This window comes from Bacillus sp. ISL-55, assembly GCF_018613155.1.
Classification (GTDB): domain Bacteria; phylum Bacillota; class Bacilli; order Bacillales; family Cytobacillaceae; genus Mesobacillus.
This window is the reverse complement of the sequence record NZ_JAGGQU010000001.1, coordinates 229,340-247,562: the sequence shown is the minus strand read 5'-3', so window position 1 is coordinate 247,562 and position 18,223 is coordinate 229,340. Positions and strand designations below refer to the sequence as shown.

The following is an 18,223-nucleotide window of genomic DNA, read 5'->3' as shown; positions in this document are numbered from 1 at the left end:
CTATCTTTAATTTTACTTTTCTTTCACGGCTTCCATTAGCCAAACATAGGAGTTTAACTTTTCAAAATTAACCTGGAAACCATGTATCTCAAAGATTTGCTTTAATACCTCCAGAGTCGTATAGTGCTCCCTCTCCAAATCCTTGAGGAGATTCTCGTAGCCTTGTTCCTTTACTATCCTATGCCTTTCATTGCGGTCACTTTCATTTAAAAAAGCAGTATCCGCAAATACGATCTTTCCACCTGTTTCTAACATTTCGCTGTATAGCTTTATGGCGGTATTCTTCTCATCATCAGTTAAATGATGAAAAGCATAAGTACTGACAATTGAATCTATTTTTTCAGGAAGATTTGAAAATTGAATAAAATCTCCATCGTATAATTTTAGCTTCATGAACCGAGCCTTCGTTTTTTCTCTCATGACTTTTGAAGGCTCCACTCCATATACCTCTCTGCCCAAGCCGATTAGTTTCTCTGTAAGATTCCCTGTTCCAACACCAAATTCAAGCACCTTCCCCTTTGACTTTCGAGCTACTAAATCTAAAATTGCCTCGTAATTCTCAAAAACATCTTTATATTCAGCGTCTTGCCCAGAGACCGTTTCATCGTAAAACTCTGCCCATTCGTCAAACAAGGGGATAAATTCTCTGCCCAAAATATTCACCCACTTTTTAATTATTATAATTCCTATATGTATAGTATGAATTAAAATAGTATAGGTCACATATTAGCATACTCAATTTTCTAAATCAATTTATTTTATCGGGATGAAATTCCCTTTGCATCGAAGAAAACAACTCAATAATAGTGTATACTTACTATAAACAAAGACATTTCAGGGGGAAAAAATGGGGAAAAGAGTGCTAGTTGCAGAGGACGAGCAAAGAATTAGCCATTTATTAAAGATGTACCTAGAAAGAGAAGCATTTGTTGTGGAAGTCGCGGACAATGGCGACGAAGCTTTGGAGAAAGCGCTCCAAGATTCCTTTGACATCATCATCCTGGACATTTTAATGCCAGGAAGAAATGGTTTTTCAGTTTTAGAGGAAATCAGGAAAACTAAAAACACACCCGTGATCATGCTTTCTGCCAAAGGGGAAGCTCATGACCTCAAACGAGGAGAAGAATTAGGGGCCAGTGAATACATCCTAAAGCCATTCAGCCCGAAGGATGTAGTTTCGAAAGTAAAAGACCTGTTATAGTTTAGACCTCTATCGGACATTTTTCTCGGTCTCCACCTTCCGTTTGTCCGTTAGAGCTCTTCTATCGGACACTTCTCTCGGTCTCCACCTTCCGTTTGTCCGTTAGAGCTCTTCTATCGGACACTTTTCTCGGTTTCCACCTTCCGTTTGTCCGTTAGAGCTCTTCTATCGGACATTTTTGCTGATTTCCGCCTGCCGTTTGTCCATTAGAGCTCTTCTATCGGACATTTTTCTCGGTCTCCGCCTTCCGTTTGTCCGTTAGAGCACTGTTTATCATGCATTTTTTTAAATTTATAACAATTTACCTTTTCGGATTTCTTTTATTTCTCCGTAAGACTCGATTGTATCTCCTTCAATGACAATTCCATCGCCATCACGGCAGGTAAATATGCTTTCTTCCTGGAGAAGAGAATATTTTAATAGCTCATCCAGCTGATTATATTCTCTGTTCCAATGTGGCATAAATTCAAAATCCACCAATCCTAAGCTATTTAATTCCTTTAACTGAACTTCATTTTCATCATGGAATTCGGCAATCTTGATCGACTTTGACATCATGATGCTTCCCGCACTAACACCGATTAAAGGTTTTCCCTCGTTCACCATTTCTTTAATATATTTAACAACGGTCCATTCCTTCAGGTTTTTCAAAAAATGATATGTATTACCCCCTGACAGGAAAATGCCGTCACAGCCTCTGAACTCCTTCAGTTTGGATTCCTCGAACTCATCGTCTACATCAAAATAGAAGAATTCTGTAACACCCCAACTCGTTAACTCTGGCTTGGCCTTTTCGAAATACCATCTTTCTTTATCAGTTCGTGATGGGATATAAGCTAACTTAAAAGGCTTAGAGCCTGTTAATTCCTTGATTCTGTTTTTTAACGCAGGATTCATGTTTCTTAAATCACTCAGCAACACTAATTTACTCATCTAGACCAACTCTTTCTGCAAATTTTTCATCATGATAAGTTCGCTAATAAAACTGTAAAAACCTGCAAAAGTGCCAAATAAAAAGAGCCTGGGCCATCCAGACTCTTAAGATTGAACTATTACTTTTTATTTGACCAAACCACAAATGGTATTAAAACTAAGGATAGTACGCCTCCTGCCAGTGACAGGAAGGCAAAGCTAGAATTCGCTACAACCATCCCGGAAAGCATCCCGCCCGTGGCTCCCGACAACGCGACCATCACATCTACAGTTCCTTGCATTTTAGCGCGGTTGGTTGGATTAGTTGCATCGACAAGCAATGCGGTTCCGCTGATCAGGCCAAAATTCCAGCCGAGACCGAGAAGAATGAGTGAAAGAGTAATCCAGAGCATGGATTCACCCGGAGCAACAGCAGCCATCACACCGGAAATCAGCAGTGTAACGCCTGAAGCGACCGCCATCGTCGCACGCCCAACTTTATCAACAAGTACACCAGTCAATAAAGAAGGCAGATACATAGCCCCAATATGGAACCCAATTACCATCCCAACAGCGCTTAAACCGTGTCCATGGCTGCCCATATGCACCGGAGTCATCGTCATGATCGCTACCATCACCATTTGTGTGAGGACCATAATAAGGGCGGCAACTCCGATACCCTTCTTATCCGTTACGAGTTCTTCCTCTACATAATCAGGGGAACTGGCTTTAGCATTTCGTTCTGCCAATGCAATCGCCCTTGCGACCACAAACGGATCGGGTCGGAGGAAAAACAATAGCACTAATCCAGCAACGATATAAGCTGCGGCTGCGAGAATGAATGGTCCGGACAAAGCCGGTAGCCCTACAGAAATGGCAAACTCCCCCATTACCTCGACAAGATTAGGACCGGCCACAGCGCCAAACGTCGTGGACACCATCGCGATACTGACTGCTGTCGCACGTTGTTTCGAACTGGCCAGGTCTGTCCCCGCATACCGCGCCTGTAAATTTGTCGCACTTCCCGCACCGTATATTAAAAGCGCCGCAAAAAGCAAAAAGATATTGTGCGTTACCGCGGCAATGATTACCCCAATGGCGCCAATTCCGCCTGTTAAAAATCCTGAAGCAAGGCCCGCCCGCCTGCCATAGCGTTGCGAAAGACGTCCGACAACGAGAGCCGCTCCAGCAGATCCCAGGGTGAACAGAGCTATTGGAAGACCGGCGACACTATCCGTGCCAAGCATATCTTTAGCCAACAGCGCACCAACGGTAATACCTGCAGCGAGACCTGCTCCGCCGAAAATCTGAGATAAAACAACTATTAATAATGTCTTTTTATACAATGTTTTTTGTTTTTCAGGTGATTCAACATAAGCTTGCAGCCACTCGGGTTGACTCTCCAAAGCCGCTGCATCATCTGTTTGATGTGACATTTTCCAGCTCTCACTTTCTTAAAACCAAGATGCAGCAATTATACCACATTGGGTATAATTTGAATATCATTTAAATTCAATCGTAGATTCAATAGTTCTCCAGCTCAGTTTCTAAATCTTCCCTTAATGTGTTCACATCAATTACGGCAGAATCTGTGTCCGTTGGAAAAATGGAAGGTTTGACTCCGCCAGATTCCATTCCCGGAAGCCACTTTTCGAGGAAGTGGTCCAATTCAATTCTTTTCGGACTATAGCCTTCCCATTCTTTCTTCGCAAAGGCTTTTGCGAACTTCTCATTAGGGAATAATGGGAGAAGCGTATTGCCGAAATCATCTTGAGCAGTTGCCAAGCCTTCGTTATATAGTCCCCATACCTCTTCATAATCTGCGGCTTTTTTTATGAAGTATTCGTACCTTACAGCAGCTGGCTGCCTGATGACTGCATCAAATTCACGTTGATTCAATTACAGCACTCCTATCTATGCCCATCTTTACGCGCCTGAATATACCCATAATACGCACAAGTACCATTTTGCGAAAGGTCCTTTACCTCAAAACCGCATTTTTCATAGAAGCTGAAATTGTTGGCAGAAGTATGGGCAAACCAGTCTCCATGGGGAAGTCTTTGAACGCAAAGCTGCACGAGCTTCTGGCCAATGCCTTTTCCACGATATTCCGTTAAAACGGCCAGGTCCATAATATTCGCTGCCATAATCTGATCCGAAATGACCCTGACCATTCCGACCATTTCATTTTGGTCCCACACTGTAAACGCCCAGGTGGAATTTTTGAATATCAGAGAAAACTTTTCCTTTTGCCAATCTGGAGTATTCCTTACCCAGCCCGCGTCTTCAAAAAGCTTCTCAACCTTTTCCGCCGGTATTCCTTCCGTGCCTTCCCTTATGACAAGTCCGTTGAAATATTGATACATATATAATCCCCTTTTAAAAATTCCTTAGGTTTCATATTCTGTATTTACCATCAGATGTCCTGCCATTGTTTAACATTCGCTACAGGCCTGGTTATTTTGTTCTTTGATAACAAAGCCTAATTATAGGAGGTGTATTTTCTATGGTAAGAATCCATAATCCAGTTAAAGGCGATAAAAACAAAGCCGGTGCTGACGGCCAGCTTCATGGAGGCGTAATGGAAACTGCGGACGAATTTTTCGATTCTATTTTTCAGCAAGGTACTAAGAATAAAGATGGAGACCTAGCAAAGAAGCAAAAATAACGCCATTTTCGGCGTTATTTTTATCCAAACATTTTAATGGTCGCGATGTATTAAGTTCTTAATAGACATTTCAATTCTATTTACACATCAAAATGTCCATTAAACCTTTCTTCTTAGACATTTCAAGCCAATCCACACCTCAAAATGTCCATTAAACCCTTCTTCTTAGACATTTCAATCTAATCCACACCTCAAAATGTCCATTAAACCCTTCTTCTTAGACATCTTGATTCCAACCAACCATAAAATGTCCTTAAGATACTCTCCAAATAAGAAAAGCACCCATCGCGAAAGAAATGAGTGCTTGTCCTTTATTATTTTCCTGTCTGCTTGTTCATTGCTGACATCATTTGATTGATTTTCTTCTGGGATGGTTTCATACCCATTTGCATCATCATCATTTTAAGCATTTGTTCGTTGATTGGCGGATTTTTCTTTAAGTAGCTCTCCATGTATCTACGAGCAATGAAAAATCCTAGCGCTACACCGACAATTAATGCCAGTATACCAACTAGAATATACGTCCACATAAAAACTTCCTCCTTCATGTTGTCTAACATACAGTGTACTAAACCAACAGCTATTATACAATATCTGTAGGTTTTTTTCTCTATTAAATAAGCTTATTTAGAAAACTTTTTGCATTAAATACGCTAAAAGCAATCAGCATTAAGTGCATCAGCCTTCATTATACATATTTACGTTCTTTAATCGGCTTGAGCCAGCCGTATTTGTTTGATTCGAGATCGATAGCCAGGAATGATGATTCACATTTCCGGAGGATTTCAAAAAAGACTGTTTCCGCGTCTACTTGCCCATGGGAGTCCAGTTCTAGCCATCTCTCATGGACTCTAAGCGTGGCTGAACTGTTATTTGTGTTATTTTCATAAATATATGTGCCGTTGTCAACATGGAACCCTTTTGCCTTGGCAAGCTGTTGATGCAGGAGCTGATGGATGCGAAGGACAGGAATGGATTTTGTAACGAACTTGACTTGCTTGGCAATGATAGATTTAAGGTCATCGTTAGCTTGACTATATTCCAAAAACAATTGATAAAACATCCGTTCTCTTCCGAAATAATGGGAGGCAAATTCATCTTCTATTAGATATAGCTGGTAGGATCTCACATGATCCCCTCCTCTGCAGACAAGCTTTTGTCTTTATTATAGGAAAACGTTCAGTCTGCGTTTGTCTAAAGATGCCGAAAAAATCCACTAATTATGTCGAATTCAAAACTTTCTCACTTTTTATTATAATTTTCACCAATTCCTTTGTCACGAAATAAGAGGTTATACAGTTTTTCTTTCAAAAATGGAATACTCGCATGTAATCAGGGGAATATATCAATGTTAATTAGAAAGAGAAAGGATGACTATGCATGGCTACAGTACTTTACATTACAGCGAATCCAAAACCGGTTGAAGAATCGTTCAGTTTATCGGTTGGGGAGGAGTTCATTAAAGCCTACCGTGAAATTAACCCTGAAGATGAGGTTGTCAGATTGGACCTTTATAAAATGGACGTGCCTTTCATTGATACCGACGTTTTCAGCGGCTGGGGCAAATTACAGCAAGGATCTGCTTTCGAACAGCTTAGTGACGATGAAAAACAAAAAGTCAGCTCGATTAATCAATTGACAGACCAATTTATCGCAGGGGATAAGTACATCTTTGCAACTCCTTTATGGAATTTCAGTTTCCCTCCAAAAATGAAAGCTTACATTGACAATATTGCAATCGCCGGTAAGACTTTTAAGTATACGGCAGAAGGTCCTGTTGGTTTGCTTGGTGGTAAAAAAGCCCTTCATATCCAGGCACGAGGCGGTGTTTACTCAGAAGGTCCTGCTAAAGATCTGGAATTTGGCGATCGTTATCTTCGTGCGGTTCTTGCCTTCATGGGTGTGACTGATGTTGAAACACTGGCGGTAGAAGGTATGGCAGCTACGCCTGATAAAGCTCAGGATATCAAACAACAAGCAATTCAACGCGCGAACGAGCTTGCGAAACAATTTTAAAACAGTAAAAAAAGCCTGTTTCCAGGCTTTTTTACTGTTTTATTTTACTTCATCCAATGGAATGTCCATCCGATGGTCGAAACTGTAAACAGCACCTTCCGAGATTGCCTGTTCATTAGATTTCGCTTGTTGAGTAGCCTGAGTTACTGCCGCCCCGTCCAGTGGAATGTCCTTGCCATATTCAAACATATATACACACCTCCTGATCATTAGTATAGGTATTTGTTACTAATATATTTACCGTGTCCATTCTTTTTTCCTGCTTTATCTGAAAAATTTTCTAAATAAAAAAACACCCGAATACTCGGATGTTTTGACTTTAAAAAGAACGCTTCGTAGTTGCCTCGTTTAAATTAGCTGGATTACTAACCGTAATTGATTCCATATGTTTAGCAACCTTTGTGCTGTAGGTGAAGTCACCATAGCAATAAGGATAACGGAAATTGTTCTTATCACCGCCGCAATTATATGTTTGCGGATTTTTTTCAACCTGGATCATCGAAGCCTTCTTTGCCAGCTCCTCGCTGTGCTTACCACCATTTTTTGCTACAAAGTCAATATAGCCGATTCCCATATTGTATGACTGGATGACTGTGGGGAAGTCCACTTGCTTCTTATTTCCATATTCAACAACTCGATTGAAGTACTTTACACCTTGTTGGACGCTTTGTTTAGGATCCTGAATTGTATTTGGTGCAAGGCCAGCAGATTCAGAGGCTTGCATAGGATCCCCGCCCTTCCCCCGGCTTTCCTGCATCATTAAAGCTGCGACTGTGACGGTATGTCCGTCCAGTCCAACCTTTTTTAATTCCTCCTCAATCATCGGAGTATACTTGGCAACTTCTCCAATTGAACTATTTCCACCAACATTCATTTTTTTGAAACTCTGATTATATAAATCCAGGAATCTATCAAGCAGGAAAAAACCAATAAAGGCAATAAAGAATAAGATTGCCAGATTGAAGTTTCTCTGGACTTGCTTTTTCTTTTTGGGCTTCTTTTTCGTGTATTTCATCGATTACTTCTCTCCCAATTGCGTACTTTCTCCTCCTCCTATTTTATAAAAAAATATTGAAAGTTGAAAGGGAGCCGCAATCATTTTTGCAGCTCCCTTTCATTTAATTATTCTTCATAAATCATTTTACGAGTCATTCCACCATCGATGATCAGATCCTGTCCATTAATAAAATCATTATCTGGGTCCGCTAAATAGAGGCAGGCTTTGGCTATATCTTCAGGTTTTCCTACACGATTGGACCAATGCTGATTATGATCCTTCTCCCTGAGCTGGTCATAATCTTCTGTTTGAATCCAGCCAGGACTTATGGAATTGACCGTGATCCCATTCTCTTGAAGAGAAGCTGCCAGAGCATGGGTCAATGCAATGATTCCGCCTTTAGATGAAGCATAAGCTTCTGAGTTGGGTTCGGACATGGTTGCTCTTGTTGATGCTATATTGATAATCCGGCCTCCTGCCTTCATCCTGCGGGCAGCTTCACGTGAACCGATGAAAACACTCCTGAGATTAGTAAACACGACATCCTCCCACTCTGCAGTCGTCAGTTCAAATAGAGGCTTGAATCTCGAAACCCCAGCATTATTGATTAAAATATCAATTTTGCCGAAATCTTTAATTGCACTTTCTACTAGATTTAAAATATCTTCTTCTTTCCTGACGTCTGTTTTATAAAAGGCGGCTTGTCCATCCATGCCTTCCAGCAGTCGAATAACTTCTTTGCCCTTTTCCTCATCTAAATCCGCAATGCAAACAGTGGCCCGTTCTTTAACAAAAGCCTCGGCTATTCCTCTGCCAATCCCATTCGATCCTCCCGTTACGATGACTACCTTTCCCTCTAATGTTCCTCTCATTTCTGTAAAACCCCTTCCTCACATCTATCTTTTTGGCTTTTCCCCTTTTATTTTGTTATCACTCATATTTATCCATTATAACTCCAATTTTAGTAAGTGCGCCTTTATCAAAACCGTTGCAATATAATATAAAAATCCAGCTTATTTCATCCGATCAATCGGGACATTAAAGACGTTCAGTAAATAGATAACCCATAGAATTGACAATCCCCATGCTAAAAGAGGATTTTTGAAATGAATTCTTAGCAATGAAAACATAACGAAGTTGAACAAAAGGGACCAACCTATGTTCCAGCCATGGTGATGATTGATTAAATTTAAATACTTTTCATGATGAACTCAACGAATGTATAAAGGAATGCCCAAAAGGAAATCCACGCTAGCTTCTTCCACCTCGTTTGTGGAAATCTGCCGAGGTATATAAGGATGGTTGAAGGATAAACAATGACCATGATCATGAGGGAGATGATGGTATGATTCATAAGGATGTTCTCACCCCAAATTGTCTCTTGATAGGTCCACATGGAGAAATTGTAAAGCAAAGCAAACTTTAATAAATCTCCAATAATATAGTAGAGGATTGTAGGATAATATTCTCGCCACTGTTTCCAATCACCCCAAATGATTCCCGCTATTAGAAACAAGCCGTTGTAAATAAAATGCATGAGTTACACTCCAGCTTTTTTTAATAGCTTCTCCAATATCTTTATATTAATGAAAACTAAAAACAAATTCCCTCAGTATTATTAATGGAAAGGGATAAAAAGAGTGGTGGTAAAAAGTGTTTATGGCGTAATTAAATTTGTTCGTCGATTCGAAGGAAAAGGTAATTGGTGGATTACACACAGAATGCTGTGGAAAGATGAAATTATTAGGAGCATCATAAAACTAATGAAAATATGAAGTAATCGGTGATATTTATGATTCAAAGGCCAGACTAGGCACAGTCTGGCCTTTGAATTTTATTTTTCACTCTCTGTTGATACTTGCCACTCTACGCCAAATTTGTCCGTTACCTGGCCATATGCAGGGCTCCAGAAGGTTTCCTGGATAGGCATGGTAACCTTTCCATCCACCTGTATCTTCTCAAAAATTTCTTTTGCTTCTGCTTCATCATTTACCAAAAGTGCTATCGTTACCTGGGATCCAAGCTGGTATGGTTGACCGGGAAAAGTATCCGATAACATTATGCTGGCGTTGCCAATTTTCATTTGTGCATTCATTACCCGATCTTTTGCTTCTTCAGGAAGAGGATACTCTGGATTGGGAGGCATCTCTCCAAATGTCTGCAGACTGATGATCTCTGCGCCTAAAGCATCTTGATAAAATTGTACCGCTTCCTGGCCATTTCCGTTTGTTACAAGATAAGGAACAATACCTGTTATCATGACAACACCTCAATTTTAAAATAGGAACATTTGTTCTATATTAAATTTTACCATATACTCCATTAGAATACAATAATCATCTTTACCGGACAAATTTTTATTTAACAAAAAAAAACGAGTACGGAATCAAATCCCATACTCGTCATTTTAAGTGTTAATTAGTTTTGCTCTAGCAATGCCTTTACGCGTGCTACTACATTGTTAACAGAGAAACCGTACTCTTCCAAAATCTTGTCTCCTGGAGCTGATGCACCAAATGTATCGATCGCAAGTACTTCACCCTCGTCACCAACATAACGGTGCCAGCCAAGAGAAGAACCCATTTCGATTCCAAGGCGCTTCTTGACAGACTTAGGAATGACACTTTCTTTGTACTCCTTAGACTGCTGCTCGAAGCGATCCCATGAAGGCATGCTTACAACCGCTACGTCTATGCCTTCAGAAGCAAGAGCTTCTTGTGCTTTAACCGCAAGGCCGACTTCTGAACCTGCCGCTAGAAGCATTGCATCTGCAGTTTCTTTTCCAGCTGGAGAAATGACGTAAGCACCTTTTGATACGCCATCGTACGCATTCTTGTCAGTATCTTTGATTGTTGGCAGGTTTTGGCGAGTCAACACAAGAGCTGTAGGCGTCTTAGTTGATTCGACTGAAAGCTTCCATGCAGCTGCTGTTTCGTTGCCGTCTGCAGGACGGATCACAGACAGGTTCGGCATAGCGCGAAGTCCAGCAAGCTGTTCAACTGGCTCATGCGTTGGGCCATCTTCCCCTACTGCTATGCTGTCATGAGTAAATACGTATGTTACAGGCAAGCCCATTAGTGCAGCAAGTCTGATTGCCGGCTTTAAATAGTCGGAGAACACGAAGAATGTTCCGCCAAATACCTTAAGTCCACCGTGAAGTGCCATACCGTTCATTGCAGCACCCATTGCGAATTCACGAACACCGAACCAGATGTTACGGCCATCGAATGAACCTGGGAAGAAGTCACCCGTTCCTTTGATCATTGTTTTGTTTGATCCGGCAAGGTCAGCCGATCCGCCGACCAGGTAAGGAAGGTTTTTCGCGATTCCATTAAGTGCTTCTCCTGAAGATGCACGGCTAGCAAGGCTCTTGCCTTCTTCGTATACTGGAATGTCTTTATCCCATCCTACAACTAACTCACCCTTCATTGCTTTTTCAAGCTGGGCTCCTAGTTCAGGATATTCGCTCTTATATTTTGCGAAAAGCTCGTTCCAAGCTTGTTCCGTTTGTTCACCTTTATCAGCGATTTGCTGTTTGAAGTGTTCATATACCTCACTTGGTACATGGAAGTCTTCTTCAAAAGTCCACTTATAAGCTTCCTTAGTAAGCTTCAATTCATCAGCACCCAGTGGAGCGCCGTGAACATCTGATTTACCAGAAAGGTTAGGTGAACCATATCCGATGACCGTCTTGACTTCGATCATTGTTGGACGGTCTTCATCCATCTTAGCTTCTTCAATTGCTCTTGCGATTTCTTCAAGGTTGTTGCCGTCTTCGACGCGAATGTATTGCCAGCCATACGACTTGAATCGGCCTTCAACACTTTCAGAGAATGACTTATCAAGATCTCCATCCAAAGAAATATCGTTTGAATCATAAAGGACGATCATTCTGCCTAGTTTCAGGTGAGCTGCCAGTGATGCTGCTTCAGCAGATACACCTTCCATTAGATCGCCATCACCGCAAATACTATATGTATAGTGATCAACGAGATTATAGTTATCTTTATTGTATACAGCAGCAAGGTGGCGTTCAGCCATGGCCATACCAACTGCCATAGCAATACCCTGGCCAAGTGGTCCAGTTGTTGCGTCTACACCGGCAGTATGCCCGAACTCAGGGTGTCCTGGAGTCTTGCTTCCCCACTGGCGGAATTGTTTAATATCATCCATTGTCAGATCATATCCTGCAAGGTGCAGCAAGCTGTATAACAGCATTGAACCATGTCCAGCTGACAATACAAAACGATCACGGTTAAACCATTCTGGGTTTTTAGGGTTGATGTTCATGTAACGAGTCCACAATGTGTATGCCATTGGAGCTGCCCCCATCGGCATTCCTGGGTGGCCGGAATTTGCCTTTTCAATTGCATCAATTGATAAAGTACGAATGGAATCAATTGAAAGCATATCAATTTCTTTAAACATTATATACATCCTTTCTATAGGTACTGGCTACATCCTTAATATTATAGCGAGAGAAATTATTATACAACAAATTGTGCCTGAAAGAGACAGAAATGGCCGTATTGTTATCTATTTTGACACAAACTCGCTGTTGATATGTAAATGATAGCCTTTGTGAGTAAAAAAATAAATCCTAAGAAGCGCTTTTTAGTGCTCGCATGGTTATCTCTGTATCTTACCTTAGTCTACTTCCCAATTATTTAGGGAGTTGAAACAAACTAGTGAATTATTTATTATAAATTCAACAAAAATAAAAATGGAATACATGTCGCATGTATTCCAAATTAGTATATATTTAATGAAGCTTATTCTTCGCTTTTTCTTCCTTGAGCTTATCAGGCGTAACGTCATTGCCTTCTGGATCCACAATGGTAACACCTTTAAGTGTATTGAGCATAGAAGACCGGAAAGACTGGAGATATTCTGCACGAAGCTTCGTCTGTTCCTTCGCTTCTTCTTCCGTCAACTTAGATGATTTTGCTTTCCTTGCCAGTTCATTGATTCTAGCAATTTTATCACTTGATAGCATTGTAAAGCTCCTTTGTAAAAAATTACGTCAAATGACATCTTACTAAATTTCTTGCGATTTTACAAGAATAGAGCTTCGTTATTCTTTTGTCTCTATGTACTCAAGATATCTCCGGTTCACTGTAGCCTTAGATACATTGTAACCAAATCCTCTTAATGTGGCGGCGATTTCAGCAAACGTCAATCCATTATTCCGCAGCTTGACGATTTCCTCAACCGGCATCTCTTTCCGGTCACGGCCGGTATGCACACCTTGTTTTTTCAGATTGCGCTGTGGCTTGTATCCATGCTCAATCGCTCGTTTCATGCCCCGCTTAATCTTAATATTATGGATTTTCCTCTGATACTCTTCAACCATACTGACAATCTGCAGCACCATGGAATCTGATTCAGAAAGCTGAAGTTCTCCACTATGGGAGACACTATATAATTTCACATTTTCTTTTAAGATACAATGAAGAATCGCAACCTTGGCATTTCCTCTTCCAAGTCTTGTTTCATCCTGGATGAGCAATGCCCCTATTTTCTTGTCCTTGATCAATTCCAGCAGTTCAAGGATTCCTTCCCTTTCAAGATCATAACCACTAGCTTTTTCTTTAATTATACTCGCTACTTCAAAACCATAATTGCTTGCCAGACGCAGCAACTCTTCTTCCTGCCTGACCAGCGAAGTCTCCTGCGTTTCCTTCGTTGTACTTACGCGGCAATAAATGATCGCTTTCATGTTGTCACCTTATTTCTAGTCCAATCTATCTTTCTGCTCCGGCAATCTGGGTAGGCTCCATCTGTTCAGCCACAACAGGGATCACCAGTTCATCTCCCGGAAAGACCATTTCCCCGATAATTCCGTTTTCTTTTTCTACCCAGCTAACGAATTCATTTTCGGTAAAATTATGTTCGCTGGCAAACTCCTCTGCAATTTCCCACAGTGATTGTCCTTCTTCTATAGTAACAGTTATGTATGCATCTTCGTTATTTAATTGCGCTTTTGCTACCAATGTAAAGATTAAGCTGACTGCAAGCAGGATCAAGGCATATGAATAGTTTTCCCATAGTTTTTTCATTTACGGCACCCCTTAACGAATGTATGTTCGATTAGTTGATTTTATTATAAAGCGAACACTTGTTTTGTGTCAACTCAAAAATTCGAACTTATGTTTGTATCTATTAAATAGACATGGTATAATTAGGACAAGAAAATATACGAGGTGCGTGAATATGACAAAGTTATCTAAGCGGCAACAAGATATATTTGAATTCATAAAAGGCGAAGTCAAGAAAAAAGGGTATCCGCCATCCGTACGCGAAATCGGTGAAGCGGTTGGGCTTGCATCAAGCTCTACTGTCCATGGACACCTTGCAAGACTTGAAAGCAAAGGCTTGATCCGACGTGATCCTACCAAGCCGCGTGCAATTGAAATTCTGGAAATAGAAGAAGATAGCCGCATTCCTAAATATAATGTGGTGAACGTACCTGTTGTCGGTAAAGTAACAGCTGGTATGCCGATCACGGCCATAGAAAATGTAGAAGAGTACTTCCCTCTTCCTGATCGACTTGTTCCACATGATGAGCAGGTTTTCATGCTGGAAATCATGGGTGACAGTATGATTGAAGCAGGCATCCTCGACGGTGACTATGTTATTGTTAAGCAGCAAAAAACTGCTAATAACGGAGATATTGTTGTAGCAATGACAGAGGATGATGAAGCAACAGTTAAGCGTTTCTTCAAAGAAAAGGATTATTTCAGGCTCCAGCCGGAAAACCCTACGATGGATCCAATCATCCTACGAAACGTATCCATACTTGGTAAAGTCATCGGTGTATACCGGCATATGCATTAAAAAAGCAAGCGGGCTTCGCTTGCTTTTTTTCTTTCTATTGAACTTTTATCATATGAGACTAGCACATTTATGAATACATAGGCATGAACCCTAACACCTTGTCCCTTTCCACATAAGATATTGTGTAAGTATCTTTCATGATGGAAAGGAGTTGAGTTTCTAATGGGATACAATCGTAATGACAATGATGTAGCAGGCGTATTTTACCCTAACCGTGACAGAGACAGAGTCAGGGCAACTGTTGATTTTGATGACCTTTGCCGTGCTGTGCGCCGTTGTTTGATCGAGGATTTAGTAGCCGGTGCTCGGGATGATCGGGATGACGATCGTGACCGCCGCCGCAAGAAATGTGGCTGCAGAAACTAACACCTAACAGAAAAATCCCGAAAGGATTAGTCCTTTCGGGATCTTTCTATTTCCATTGAATATTTTGAACAGGCAGTACACCTTTTAACTCTTCATAGTACGCAGCTTTTTGACTTTGAGTAAGCCACACATGTACGGTTCCGCTATCTTGATTGGTTCTGATCAATCGGCCCATCCCCTGTCTAAGGCGCAGGAGCATATATGGTATATCTACCTCAGCAGCTGGATTATCTGCATGCTTTCTTTTCGCCTGGAAGACTGGGTCATGAGGCGGGAATGGCAATGATGCAATGATGACTTGATTCAATGACTCTCCTGGTACGTCCAGTCCTTCCCATAAACTGAAAGAACATAAAACTGCCTCGATATCATTCTGGAATCCCTTTACGGTTTCACTGATTTCACGGTCTCCTTCAAACAGGATAGGGAAATTCCATTCTTGTTTTTCAGACCACATTCGGAATCGTTCCATTTCCTGCATGGAAGAGAACAAAACAAGCGAGCTGCCATTGCTGCTTATAAGGTCGTCCCCTATTTTGTTCCATTTCTTCATTTCATCATCCTCAATGTGTGCCACCAATTCCATTTGTTCTTCATAATCAAATGGTGACGCTACAGTAAAGGAGGAGTATTTTTCGATTCCCAGGCTTTTCGCTATATAGCTGAATTCTCCAGCTTGAGACAAGGTTGCTGAAGAAAATACAAACGGGATGTTTTGTGCAAATACTTCTTTTTTCAATATATCCTCAACGAGTCGAGGCATGATGACTAGAGATGTTTGCACTTCATTCTCTTCTAGCCAGAAAATCCCTTCGTCGTTCTTTAAGAAAATTGAAAGACCATATGCAAAAAACTCGAGGTATTCTTCCATGATTTTTAAATGGTATTCGTCAATCAGGAACATTTCCGAGTCAAATACTAGCTGGTCCATTAAATCGGAAACCTTTTTCTCGAGTGTTTCTGCATTTCTCCTGATACTCGGCAGCATTGGTACTTCTTTTCGATTAGACCCTTCTATTGAAGAAGAATTTTCCACTAAAAGGTCAAACCATGCATCATGAAGCTCTATAATATCCTCAATTAAGTAAAGAGACTCCTCACGGACATCCTGGTGCATATATCCCGTCAGTACAGTTGTCAAAGTTTGTGAGTTGAACCTGTATGTTAGCCCCTTTTGCGCTGCGAACTCAAGCAAGTGCCCCTCATCAAAAATCACTGTACTTGCTTCTGGAAGCAATGGCATCTGCCCTTCCCGTTTGCGGGAATCTTTCGTCCAGACATGCTCCATGTAAAAGTCATGTGAACAAATAATTAAATCGCCTGCATGACGATAGTAATCACGGTTCAAAGTTTGGCCGCAACGGTGGCGCCAGCTGCATGTTGAGCATTGCTGAAGTGGATCCCAGGCCATCGAAGCCCAATTTTCATTTGTGACCCATGGATATTCCTTTCGGTCACCATAACGAGTGAATGAATTCATTGAAATCCCTTCATCAAAGATGAAATCTGGCAACTGATCATGGACGTCAAGGATTTCTTTTTCATTCGATGTGTTTGAAAGGTCATCAAGCTTTTTCACGCACACGTACTGCTCTCTTGCTTTAGCCAATCGGACATCGACCTTCAACCCTAACGCCTTTTCTAGTTTTTCGATATCTCCGCCCTCTTTTACGAGCTGCTCGATCAGTGTTTCATCAGAGCAGGAAACAATCGCCGGCTTGCCCATGTATCTTGCGTATAGAATGGCATAAATGAGGTAGACGAATGTTTTACCGGTGCCCACGCCAGCTTCGGCGAAAACAATTCCTTTATTCTTAAAGGCCTGCTCCACCTGGAAGGCCATATAAATCTGCTCATCACGGAGTTCATATCCCTTTTCTGGCAGAATATCGTAAAAGACATCACCAATGTAATCGCCTAATAAATCAAAGAATGTATCGTTTTTACTTATTGTAAATGGAAGTTTATTTGTCATTCAGGTTCTCCTCGACTATTGATTCCGGCAAAAAAGCCAGCTTTTATCATAACAGATAATCAGTCATTTAGTGAAAGAAATGAAATATAAAATATAGGTAAAAACTCTAATTCCATTATTAGGAATAAACTGTTAAAATAATCCTAAATCTGCATAAGGGGAGTCTATATGAAATCTAAAAAAATCACTTATATAATGATTGCTCTCATTGCTCTATTGTTTTTCATTAATATTTACCAGTACAACAGAATCACAGAATTTGAGAGTCAACTAGGATCCAACTTCCAACAGACAGTGAGGGACTCCCTATTTATATTGGAACATGATGGTGATCCAAACATCTGGATCAAGATTTTGAAAGAAGAGGAAGGGGAAATCACATTAGCCTCTCACATTGGAGAAATAACTCGACTAAGCAGACAATATTATATGATGAACGGAAAAATCTCAGTCATCGGAGACATTCTCAATTCACTTGCAGATGATTATTATCAATTAGCAGTTTCTGTAAAGAAAGATTCGGATTACGCACAGACCCAAGAGGAAATAAATCTTAAAATAGACTTTCTTATTACATTGTTAAATAAAGCAGACTCAATATCGGGCGAAAATGAAAAACAATATTATAAAGAATTTACTGACTCGGAATCTAAAACTTCAAACCTGATATGGAGGGAGTACAAGAAATATGAAAAGAAATGATTACAACATCCGCCAGGAACATCCTGATGATTATTCAGGGATAAGAGAGACAAATGTAATGGCTTTTGACAAGGGAGAAAACGAAGCCCGCTTGGTTGAACTAATACGGGAATCAGAACAATTTGTCCCTGAATTGAGCCTAGTCGCTGTAAAGGATGACGGAGAAGTCATCGGACATATCCTTTTCAGTATCATCAACCTTGTTACCGAGCAAGGGACTGTACATACTTTAGGTCTTGCCCCAATGGCCGTGAAACCTGATTATCAAAATAGCGGTATTGGCTCTGCACTCGTTACTGAAGGATTAAGAGTGTGCAAAGCTTTAGAGTATAAACACGTTTTCGTTCTTGGGCACCCAAACTTTTACCCTCGCTTTGGCTTTTCGCGAGCAAGCCAGTTTGGGATAGATTCTCCTTTTCCTGTGCCAGACGAAGTATTCATGGCACTTGAGCTAAAGAAAGGCTCATTAAGTGGATTACAGGGGAAAATTGAGTATCCGCCTGCATTTAATGCTGTAAGTTAGTTTTATTGGTGAGGAGAAACAGCGTG

Annotated in this window: 24 protein-coding genes; 7 read left to right on the top strand and 17 right to left on the bottom strand. The window is 40.8% G+C overall.

Going from position 1 to position 18,223, the window contains the following annotated elements:
* Positions 1-12: 12 nt before the first annotated feature.
* Positions 13-654: a class I SAM-dependent DNA methyltransferase gene (locus tag J7E32_RS01250; RefSeq protein WP_214902416.1), complete on the bottom strand. Its 642-nt coding sequence runs from the start codon at positions 652-654 to the stop codon at positions 13-15.
* Positions 655-847: 193 nt separating this feature from the next.
* Between J7E32_RS01250 and J7E32_RS01245 the strand changes: the two genes are divergently transcribed.
* Positions 848-1,201, top strand: coding sequence for a response regulator transcription factor (locus J7E32_RS01245; RefSeq protein WP_214902413.1), 354 nt, complete (start codon positions 848-850; stop codon positions 1,199-1,201).
* 291 nt (positions 1,202-1,492) lie between these two features.
* Here the strand turns inward: J7E32_RS01245 and J7E32_RS01240 are convergent, their stop codons facing one another.
* The 4 genes from J7E32_RS01240 to J7E32_RS01225 all read right to left on the bottom strand — a co-directional run bounded on the left by J7E32_RS01240 (position 1,493) and on the right by J7E32_RS01225 (position 4,479).
* Complete coding sequence (locus J7E32_RS01240; RefSeq protein WP_214902411.1) at positions 1,493-2,134, bottom strand: Type 1 glutamine amidotransferase-like domain-containing protein; 642 nt, start codon at positions 2,132-2,134, stop codon at positions 1,493-1,495.
* 119 nt (positions 2,135-2,253) lie between these two features.
* Positions 2,254-3,549 (bottom strand): MFS transporter, encoded by a 1,296-nt coding sequence (locus J7E32_RS01235; RefSeq protein WP_214902408.1) that lies wholly within the window; start codon positions 3,547-3,549, stop codon positions 2,254-2,256.
* Between the two features lie 88 nt (positions 3,550-3,637).
* On the bottom strand, positions 3,638-4,012 hold the full coding sequence (locus tag J7E32_RS01230; RefSeq protein WP_214902406.1) for a DUF2750 domain-containing protein: 375 nt from the start codon (positions 4,010-4,012) through the stop codon (positions 3,638-3,640).
* A gap of 11 nt (positions 4,013-4,023) precedes the next feature.
* Positions 4,024-4,479 (bottom strand): GNAT family N-acetyltransferase, encoded by a 456-nt coding sequence (locus tag J7E32_RS01225; RefSeq protein ID WP_214902404.1) that lies wholly within the window; start codon positions 4,477-4,479, stop codon positions 4,024-4,026.
* Positions 4,480-4,619: 140 nt separating this feature from the next.
* Between J7E32_RS01225 and J7E32_RS01220 the strand changes: the two genes are divergently transcribed.
* Positions 4,620-4,781 carry a hypothetical protein gene (locus J7E32_RS01220; RefSeq protein WP_214902402.1) on the top strand — a complete coding sequence of 54 codons (162 nt, stop codon included), beginning with the start codon at positions 4,620-4,622 and terminating at the stop codon, positions 4,779-4,781.
* Between the two features lie 314 nt (positions 4,782-5,095).
* On the opposite strand, the gene J7E32_RS01215 is transcribed toward J7E32_RS01220, so the two are convergent.
* Positions 5,096-5,311, bottom strand: a complete 216-nt coding sequence (locus tag J7E32_RS01215; RefSeq protein ID WP_483297588.1) for a YneF family protein — start codon at positions 5,309-5,311, stop codon at positions 5,096-5,098.
* 158 nt (positions 5,312-5,469) lie between these two features.
* Positions 5,470-5,910 (bottom strand): sporulation inhibitor of replication protein SirA, encoded by a 441-nt coding sequence (gene sirA / locus J7E32_RS01210; RefSeq protein ID WP_214902398.1) that lies wholly within the window; start codon positions 5,908-5,910, stop codon positions 5,470-5,472.
* Between the two features lie 251 nt (positions 5,911-6,161).
* Here sirA and J7E32_RS01205 point away from each other — a divergent pair, with 251 nt between their 5' ends.
* On the top strand, positions 6,162-6,797 hold the full coding sequence (locus tag J7E32_RS01205; RefSeq protein WP_214902396.1) for an FMN-dependent NADH-azoreductase: 636 nt from the start codon (positions 6,162-6,164) through the stop codon (positions 6,795-6,797).
* Between the two features lie 39 nt (positions 6,798-6,836).
* Here the strand turns inward: J7E32_RS01205 and J7E32_RS01200 are convergent, their stop codons facing one another.
* The 9 genes from J7E32_RS01200 to yneA all read right to left on the bottom strand — a co-directional run bounded on the left by J7E32_RS01200 (position 6,837) and on the right by yneA (position 13,853).
* Positions 6,837-6,986 (bottom strand): hypothetical protein, encoded by a 150-nt coding sequence (locus J7E32_RS01200; RefSeq protein WP_214902394.1) that lies wholly within the window; start codon positions 6,984-6,986, stop codon positions 6,837-6,839.
* Between the two features lie 130 nt (positions 6,987-7,116).
* A complete protein-coding gene (locus J7E32_RS01195; RefSeq protein WP_214902391.1) occupies positions 7,117-7,812 on the bottom strand; it encodes a lysozyme family protein in 696 nt (231 codons plus the stop codon).
* A gap of 107 nt (positions 7,813-7,919) precedes the next feature.
* Complete coding sequence (locus J7E32_RS01190; RefSeq protein ID WP_214902387.1) at positions 7,920-8,666, bottom strand: SDR family NAD(P)-dependent oxidoreductase; 747 nt, start codon at positions 8,664-8,666, stop codon at positions 7,920-7,922.
* 317 nt (positions 8,667-8,983) lie between these two features.
* The gene (locus tag J7E32_RS01185) at positions 8,984-9,331 is read right to left on the bottom strand and encodes a CBO0543 family protein (RefSeq protein WP_286182557.1); all 348 of its coding nucleotides are present in this window, start codon (positions 9,329-9,331) and stop codon (positions 8,984-8,986) included.
* 297 nt (positions 9,332-9,628) lie between these two features.
* Entirely contained in the window at positions 9,629-10,054 is a 426-nt protein-coding gene (locus J7E32_RS01180) for a VOC family protein (RefSeq protein ID WP_214902385.1), read from the bottom strand.
* Between the two features lie 158 nt (positions 10,055-10,212).
* Complete coding sequence (gene tkt, locus J7E32_RS01175) at positions 10,213-12,222, bottom strand: transketolase (protein WP_214902382.1); 2,010 nt, start codon at positions 12,220-12,222, stop codon at positions 10,213-10,215.
* A 334-nt stretch (positions 12,223-12,556) separates the two neighbouring features.
* Entirely contained in the window at positions 12,557-12,790 is a 234-nt protein-coding gene (locus tag J7E32_RS01170) for a DUF896 domain-containing protein (RefSeq protein ID WP_214737807.1), read from the bottom strand.
* A 78-nt stretch (positions 12,791-12,868) separates the two neighbouring features.
* Positions 12,869-13,513, bottom strand: a complete 645-nt coding sequence (locus J7E32_RS01165) for a YneB family resolvase-like protein (protein WP_214902379.1) — start codon at positions 13,511-13,513, stop codon at positions 12,869-12,871.
* Positions 13,514-13,538: 25 nt separating this feature from the next.
* Positions 13,539-13,853, bottom strand: a complete 315-nt coding sequence (gene yneA, locus J7E32_RS01160) for a cell division suppressor protein YneA (protein WP_214902376.1) — start codon at positions 13,851-13,853, stop codon at positions 13,539-13,541.
* 154 nt (positions 13,854-14,007) lie between these two features.
* Here yneA and lexA point away from each other — a divergent pair, with 154 nt between their 5' ends.
* Together lexA and J7E32_RS01150 are read left to right on the top strand one after the other, a co-directional pair.
* The gene (gene lexA, locus J7E32_RS01155) at positions 14,008-14,631 is read left to right on the top strand and encodes a transcriptional repressor LexA (protein WP_102262342.1); all 624 of its coding nucleotides are present in this window, start codon (positions 14,008-14,010) and stop codon (positions 14,629-14,631) included.
* 162 nt (positions 14,632-14,793) lie between these two features.
* Positions 14,794-14,997: a hypothetical protein gene (locus J7E32_RS01150; RefSeq protein ID WP_214902374.1), complete on the top strand. Its 204-nt coding sequence runs from the start codon at positions 14,794-14,796 to the stop codon at positions 14,995-14,997.
* 46 nt (positions 14,998-15,043) lie between these two features.
* On the opposite strand, the gene J7E32_RS01145 is transcribed toward J7E32_RS01150, so the two are convergent.
* Positions 15,044-16,972: an ATP-dependent DNA helicase gene (locus J7E32_RS01145; RefSeq protein ID WP_214902372.1), complete on the bottom strand. Its 1,929-nt coding sequence runs from the start codon at positions 16,970-16,972 to the stop codon at positions 15,044-15,046.
* A gap of 168 nt (positions 16,973-17,140) precedes the next feature.
* On the opposite strand from J7E32_RS01145, the gene J7E32_RS01140 reads away from it, so the two are divergent.
* Positions 17,141-17,674 carry a hypothetical protein gene (locus J7E32_RS01140; RefSeq protein ID WP_214902370.1) on the top strand — a complete coding sequence of 178 codons (534 nt, stop codon included), beginning with the start codon at positions 17,141-17,143 and terminating at the stop codon, positions 17,672-17,674.
* Positions 17,661-18,197, top strand: coding sequence for a GNAT family N-acetyltransferase (locus J7E32_RS01135; protein WP_214902368.1), 537 nt, complete (start codon positions 17,661-17,663; stop codon positions 18,195-18,197). Before J7E32_RS01140 ends, J7E32_RS01135 begins: the two co-directional genes overlap by 14 nt.
* Positions 18,198-18,223 lie beyond the last annotated feature (26 nt).

Bases quoted from the DNA above. Each gene is read 5' to 3' on its own strand.
- tkt (WP_214902382.1), bottom strand. From the start codon at position 12,222: ATGTTTAAAGAAATTGATATGCTTTCAATTGATTCCATTCGTACTTTA.
- J7E32_RS01215 (WP_483297588.1), bottom strand. From the start codon at position 5,311: ATGTGGACGTATATTCTAGTTGGTATACTGGCATTAATTGTCGGTGTA.
- J7E32_RS01240 (WP_214902411.1), bottom strand. From the start codon at position 2,134: ATGAGTAAATTAGTGTTGCTGAGTGATTTAAGAAACATGAATCCTGCG.
- lexA (WP_102262342.1), top strand. From the start codon at position 14,008: ATGACAAAGTTATCTAAGCGGCAACAAGATATATTTGAATTCATAAAA.
- J7E32_RS01170 (WP_214737807.1), bottom strand. From the start codon at position 12,790: ATGCTATCAAGTGATAAAATTGCTAGAATCAATGAACTGGCAAGGAAA.
- J7E32_RS01180 (WP_214902385.1), bottom strand. From the start codon at position 10,054: ATGATAACAGGTATTGTTCCTTATCTTGTAACAAACGGAAATGGCCAG.
- J7E32_RS01185 (WP_286182557.1), bottom strand. From the start codon at position 9,331: ATGCATTTTATTTACAACGGCTTGTTTCTAATAGCGGGAATCATTTGG.
- J7E32_RS01220 (WP_214902402.1), top strand. From the start codon at position 4,620: ATGGTAAGAATCCATAATCCAGTTAAAGGCGATAAAAACAAAGCCGGT.
- J7E32_RS01245 (WP_214902413.1), top strand. From the start codon at position 848: ATGGGGAAAAGAGTGCTAGTTGCAGAGGACGAGCAAAGAATTAGCCAT.
- yneA (WP_214902376.1), bottom strand. From the start codon at position 13,853: ATGAAAAAACTATGGGAAAACTATTCATATGCCTTGATCCTGCTTGCA.
- J7E32_RS01235 (WP_214902408.1), bottom strand. From the start codon at position 3,549: ATGTCACATCAAACAGATGATGCAGCGGCTTTGGAGAGTCAACCCGAG.
- J7E32_RS01135 (WP_214902368.1), top strand. From the start codon at position 17,661: ATGAAAAGAAATGATTACAACATCCGCCAGGAACATCCTGATGATTAT.
- J7E32_RS01145 (WP_214902372.1), bottom strand. From the start codon at position 16,972: ATGACAAATAAACTTCCATTTACAATAAGTAAAAACGATACATTCTTT.
- J7E32_RS01140 (WP_214902370.1), top strand. From the start codon at position 17,141: ATGAAATCTAAAAAAATCACTTATATAATGATTGCTCTCATTGCTCTA.
- J7E32_RS01195 (WP_214902391.1), bottom strand. From the start codon at position 7,812: ATGAAATACACGAAAAAGAAGCCCAAAAAGAAAAAGCAAGTCCAGAGA.
- J7E32_RS01190 (WP_214902387.1), bottom strand. From the start codon at position 8,666: ATGAGAGGAACATTAGAGGGAAAGGTAGTCATCGTAACGGGAGGATCG.
- J7E32_RS01225 (WP_214902404.1), bottom strand. From the start codon at position 4,479: ATGTATCAATATTTCAACGGACTTGTCATAAGGGAAGGCACGGAAGGA.
- J7E32_RS01205 (WP_214902396.1), top strand. From the start codon at position 6,162: ATGGCTACAGTACTTTACATTACAGCGAATCCAAAACCGGTTGAAGAA.
- J7E32_RS01165 (WP_214902379.1), bottom strand. From the start codon at position 13,513: ATGAAAGCGATCATTTATTGCCGCGTAAGTACAACGAAGGAAACGCAG.
- J7E32_RS01150 (WP_214902374.1), top strand. From the start codon at position 14,794: ATGGGATACAATCGTAATGACAATGATGTAGCAGGCGTATTTTACCCT.
- J7E32_RS01200 (WP_214902394.1), bottom strand. From the start codon at position 6,986: ATGTTTGAATATGGCAAGGACATTCCACTGGACGGGGCGGCAGTAACT.